This window comes from Gordonia alkaliphila (assembly GCF_039542465.1).
In the GTDB taxonomy this organism is placed as follows: domain Bacteria; phylum Actinomycetota; class Actinomycetes; order Mycobacteriales; family Mycobacteriaceae; genus Gordonia; species Gordonia alkaliphila.
The window spans coordinates 1-5,581 of the sequence record NZ_BAABIE010000032.1; the positions used below are offsets into that span (position 1 = coordinate 1).

The 5,581-nt window shown below is 54.2% G+C and carries 3 rRNA genes; all 3 read right to left on the reverse strand.

The annotated features are described in order from the left end of the window. Positions 1 to 8: 8 nt before the first annotated feature. The 3 genes from rrf to ABD989_RS17495 all read right to left on the reverse strand — a co-directional run bounded on the left by rrf (position 9) and on the right by ABD989_RS17495 (position 5,350). A 5S ribosomal RNA gene (gene rrf / locus ABD989_RS17485) occupies positions 9 to 125 on the reverse strand. Between the two features lie 84 nt (positions 126 to 209). Further along, positions 210 to 3,355, reverse strand: a 23S ribosomal RNA gene (locus tag ABD989_RS17490). A gap of 474 nt (positions 3,356 to 3,829) precedes the next feature. Beyond that, positions 3,830 to 5,350: ribosomal RNA gene (locus ABD989_RS17495) — 16S ribosomal RNA — on the reverse strand. The 16S, 23S and 5S rRNA genes sit together here, the layout of an rRNA operon. Positions 5,351 to 5,581: the final 231 nt, after the last annotated feature.

A 5,581-nucleotide genomic window follows, 5' to 3' on the forward strand; every position in this document is an offset into this window, starting at 1 on the left:
CAAGTAATGTTCGGCGGTGTCCTACTCTCCCACACTGATTAGGGTGCAGTACCATCGGCGCTGGTGGGCTTAGCTTCCGGGTTCGGAATGGAGCCGGGCGTTTCCCCACCGCTATCGCCGCCGTAACAAGGCGAAACAAACACACAAAACGTGTGTTGCCTCAGAAAGTACATAGTGGATGCGAGACCAAACATTGGTGTTTGGGTGTTGTTAGTAAGTCCTCGGCCGATTAGTACCAGTCACCTGAACACATTACTGTGCTTACAGTTCTGGCCTATCAACCCCATGGTCTGTAGGGGGCCTTACCCCACCCGAAGGTGGGTGAGAAACCTCATCTTGGAACAGGCTTCCCGCTTAGATGCTTTCAGCGGTTATCCCTTCCGAACGTAGCTAACCAGCAGTGCTCCTGGCGGAACAACTGGCACACCAGAGGTTCGTCCGTCCCGGTCCTCTCGTACTAGGGACAGGTTTCCTCAAGTTTCTAGACGCGCGCGGCGGATAGAGACCGAACTGTCTCACGACGTTCTAAACCCAGCTCGCGTGCCGCTTTAATGGGCGAACAGCCCAACCCTTGGGACCTACTCCAGCCCCAGGATGCGACGAGCCGACATCGAGGTGCCAAACCATCCCGTCGATATGGACTCTTGGGGAAGATCAGCCTGTTATCCCCGGGGTACCTTTTATCCGTTGAGCGACACCGCTTCCACTTGCCGGTGCCGGATCACTAGTCCCGACTTTCGTCCCTGCTCGACATGTACGTCTCACAGTCAAGCTCCCTTGTGCACTTACACTCAACACCTGATTGCCATCCAGGCTGAGGGAACCTTTGGGCGCCTCCGTTACATTTTAGGAGGCAACCGCCCCAGTTAAACTACCCACCAGGCACTGTCCCTGAACCCGATCAGGGTCCGAGGTTAGAAGCCCAATACGATCAGAGTGGTATTTCAACAACGACTCCACGAACACTAGCGTGCCCACTTCACAGTCTCCCACCTATCCTACACAAACCGTACCGAACACCAATACCAAGCTATAGTGAAGGTCCCGGGGTCTTTTCGTCCTGCCGCGCGTAACGAGCATCTTTACTCGTACTGCAATTTCGCCGAGTCTGTGGTTGAGACAGCAGAGAAGTCGTTACGCCATTCGTGCAGGTCGGAACTTACCCGACAAGGAATTTCGCTACCTTAGGATGGTTATAGTTACCACCGCCGTTTACTGGGGCTTAAATTCTCAGCTTCGCCAACAAAGTTGACTAACCGGTCCTCTTAACCTTCCAGCACCGGGCAGGCGTCAGTCCGTATACATCGTCTTACGACTTCGCACGGACCTGTGTTTTTAGTAAACAGTCGCTTCTCTCTGGTCTCTGCGACCACCCCCAGCTCAGACCGAAAAAGTCGTCACCAGAAATGGTCCCCCTTCTCCCGAAGTTACGGGGGCAATTTGCCGAGTTCCTTAACCACAGTTCTCTCGATCGCCTTAGTATTCTCTACCTGACCACCTGTGTCGGTTTGGGGTACGGGCCGTGTACCAACTCACTAGAGGCTTTTCTCGGCAGCATAGGATCACAGAATTCACCTCAACGGCTACGCATCACCTCTCAGGCTACATGGAACACGGATTTACCTATGTTCCGCCCTACAGGCTTACACCAAGACATCCATCACTTGGCCCTGCTACCTTCCTGCGTCACCCCATCGCTTGACTACTACACCCAAGGTCCCACGCAGCCACCACCAGACCAACCCGAAGGAAGGAAAAGTAGCTTTTGGGTGGTTAGTACAGATGATTCATCATTGGGCGCGGATACACGGGTACGGGAATATCAACCCGTTGTCCATCGACTACGCCTGTCGGCCTCGCCTTAGGTCCCGACTCACCCTGGGCGGATTAACCTGGCCCAGGAACCCTTGGTCATTCGGCGGACAAGTTTCTCACTTGTCTTTCGCTACTCATGCCTGCATTCTCACTCCCACACCCTCCACCACACGATCACTCGATGGCTTCAACGGATGCAGGACGCTCCCCTACCCAACCACACCACTACACCACAACCCGCAGATCATGGTGGATGTATACGTGTGATTGCCGCGGCTTCGGCGGTGTACTTGAGCCCCGCTACATTGTCGGCGCAGGACCACTTGACCAGTGAGCTATTACGCACTCTTTCAAGGGTGGCTGCTTCTAAGCCAACCTCCTGGTTGTCTAAGCAATCCCACATCCTTTTCCACTTAGTACACTCTTAGGGGCCTTAGCCGGCGATCTGGGCTGTTTCCCTCTCGACTACGAAGCTTATCCCCCGCAGTCTCACTGCCACGCTCTCACTTACCGGCATTCGGAGTTTGGTTGACGTCAGTAACCTAGTAGGGCCCATCAGCCATCCAGTAGCTCTACCTCCGGTAAGAAACACGCGACGCTGCACCTAAATGCATTTCGGGGAGAACCAGCTATCACGGAGTTTGATTGGCCTTTCACCCCTACCCACAACTCATCCCCTCCATTTTCAACTGAAGTGGGTTCGGGCCTCCACAGCATCTTACTGCTGCTTCACCCTGGCCATGGGTAGATCACTCCGCTTCGGGTCTAGACCCAGCGACTCAAAACGCCCTATTCAGACTCGCTTTCGCTACGGCTACCCCACAACGGGTTAACCTCGCCACTGAGCACTAACTCGCAGGCTCATTCTTCAAAAGGCACGCCATCACCCACCAGCCACCAAAGACTGCACAGGCTCTGACGGATTGTAAGCGTCCGGTTTCAGGTACTATTTCACTCCCCTCCCGGGGTACTTTTCACCTTTCCCTCACGGTACTAGTCCGCTATCGGTTACCAGGAAGTATTTAGGCTTACCGGGTGGTCCCGGCAGATTCACAGCAGATTCCACGAGCCCGCTGCTACTTGGGAAAATATTGAAGCCAGACAGAACATTTTCAGTTACCGGACTCTCACCGTCTACGGCAGACCATTCCAGGCCACTTCACCTAACATCCTGTTTTCTCACTGACCGCCCAGCCGGCAGACCGGGCCACAACACTCCCACAACACCACACGCACAACCCCTGCCGAGTATCACATACGCATGGTTTAGCCTGATCCACTTTCGCTCGCCGCTACTCACGGAATCACAATTGTTTTCTCTTCCTGTGGGTACTGAGATGTTTCACTTCCCCACGTTCCCTCCGCACCGGCTATACATTCACCGGACGGTAACACCACATCACTGGTGCTGGGTTTCCCCATTCGGACACCCTCGGATCACAGCTCGTTTGACAACTCCCCGAGGACTATCGCGGCCTACCACGTCCTTCATCGGCTCCTGGTACCAAGGCATCCACCGAACGCCCTAAAACACTTACAACAACACCCACAAACACACCCACTCTCATGGGCACGAATGTGGACATTCCACAACATGAGTATTTCTACAAATTCTTACAGAGACACACAAAATAATTGCAGTACAAACACCAAAAACAAGATCTCCTGTAAAATCAACAGTCCTTGACTTTGATGCTCGCATCCACTATGCACTTCTCAAACAACACACACCCACACCACCCAACACCCACCAACCCGAAAGGGCCGACATGGGCGGAAAAGTGTGAGCAACCAAGAAAACCTCTGACCAACCCCGAAAGGGCCGGCGGTGTTTTCTCAGAACCCCGATAGTGTGCAAAAGTCCAGGCCGGCAATCACTCGCACGGCCACCACAACGTCACAGTGATGATTCACCGTGAACGCGTAAGCATGGATTTCTTGTGTTTCACCCTCGAACAAACCATGGCCGGCACACATTCGGCACCGAAACCAATGATTATCGTTTGCTCCTTAGAAAGGAGGTGATCCAGCCGCACCTTCCGGTACGGCTACCTTGTTACGACTTCGTCCCAATCGCCGATCCCACCTTCGACGGCTCCCTCCACAAGGGTTAGGCCACCGGCTTCGGGTGTTACCGACTTTCATGACGTGACGGGCGGTGTGTACAAGGCCCGGGAACGTATTCACCGCAGCGTTGCTGATCTGCGATTACTAGCGACTCCGACTTCATGGGGTCGAGTTGCAGACCCCAATCCGAACTGAGACGCGCTTTAAGGGATTCGCTCCACCTCACGGTCTCGCAGCCCTCTGTACGCGCCATTGTAGCATGTGTGAAGCCCTGGACATAAGGGGCATGATGACTTGACGTCATCCCCACCTTCCTCCGAGTTGACCCCGGCAGTCTCCTGCAAGTCCCCACCATTACGTGCTGGCAATACAGGACAAGGGTTGCGCTCGTTGCGGGACTTAACCCAACATCTCACGACACGAGCTGACGACAGCCATGCACCACCTGTACACCAACCACAAGGGAACCGACATCTCTGCCGGCGTCTGGTGTATGTCAAACCCAGGTAAGGTTCTTCGCGTTGCATCGAATTAATCCACATGCTCCGCCGCTTGTGCGGGCCCCCGTCAATTCCTTTGAGTTTTAGCCTTGCGGCCGTACTCCCCAGGCGGGGTACTTAATGCGTTAGCTACGGCACAGATCTCGTGAAATGAGACCCACACCTAGTACCCACCGTTTACGGCGTGGACTACCAGGGTATCTAATCCTGTTCGCTCCCCACGCTTTCGCTCCTCAGCGTCAGTTACTACCCAGAGACCCGCCTTCGCCACCGGTGTTCCTCCTGATATCTGCGCATTTCACCGCTACACCAGGAATTCCAGTCTCCCCTGTAGTACTCAAGTCTGCCCGTATCGCCTGCACGCCTACAATTGAGTTGCAGGATTTCACAGACGACGTGACAAACCGCCTACGAGCTCTTTACGCCCAGTAATTCCGGACAACGCTCGCACCCTACGTATTACCGCGGCTGCTGGCACGTAGTTGGCCGGTGCTTCTTCTCCAGGTACCGTCACTTGCGCTTCGTCCCTGGCGAAAGGAGTTTACAACCCGAAGGCCGTCATCCCCCACGCGGCGTCGCTGCATCAGGCTTGCGCCCATTGTGCAATATTCCCCACTGCTGCCTCCCGTAGGAGTCTGGGCCGTGTCTCAGTCCCAGTGTGGCCGATCACCCTCTCAGGTCGGCTACCCGTCGTCGCCTTGGTGAGCCATTACCTCACCAACAAGCTGATAGGCCGCGGGCCCATCTCACACCGCAAAAGCTTTCCACCCCCAACCATGCAGTCAGAGGTCATATCCGGTATTAGACCCAGTTTCCCAGGCTTATCCCAGAGTGCAAGGCAGATCACCCACGTGTTACTCACCCGTTCGCCACTCGAGTACCCAGCAAGCTGGGCCTTTCCGTTCGACTTGCATGTGTTAAGCACGCCGCCAGCGTTCGTCCTGAGCCAGGATCAAACTCTCCAACAAAACTAGACCAAACACACCAACCCCCAAAGAGGCCGGCATAATTTGAGCACTAGACCAGGAGAAAAGACCTGACCAAAATAATCCTTCAAAAAAAGAATTGACTGGCATCAAAAAACAATCAAAAACAAAAACAAAATTCTTGTCCAAAAAATCCTCGACACCAGCCAAAACATAACTGGCACAAGAAAATTTCTCTTACACACTATCGAGTTCTCAAAAAACACACACCCA